The organism is Pseudomonas putida (assembly GCF_028682475.1).
In the GTDB taxonomy this organism is placed as follows: domain Bacteria; phylum Pseudomonadota; class Gammaproteobacteria; order Pseudomonadales; family Pseudomonadaceae; genus Aquipseudomonas; species Aquipseudomonas putida_AG.
The window spans coordinates 1-208 of the sequence record NZ_JANHLE010000156.1; the positions used below are offsets into that span (position 1 = coordinate 1).

Consider the following 208-nt stretch of genomic DNA (forward strand, 5'->3'; position numbering starts at 1 on the left):
CTGTTCGTCTATCTCGTAACGAATTCCAACTCCAGCATTGTCACTACCGAAATCTCCGCGATCTTTACCATAAGTAGCGTTGATTTCCAGCTCGATATGATTGATCACCAGCGGGCAGCCATTACGGGTTCGATAGACAGCAATTTCGGCGTCGGGCTTATAGTCTTCGCGCCATTTATAGTTGAACACCGGCGCCTTGTTGTCAGCA

1 pseudogene is annotated in these 208 nt (G+C 48.6%); it reads right to left on the bottom strand.

Annotation, left to right across the window (positions count from 1 at the left end):
- Positions 1-208: pseudogene (locus NPS47_RS25615) on the bottom strand (hypothetical protein); the annotation flags it as partial.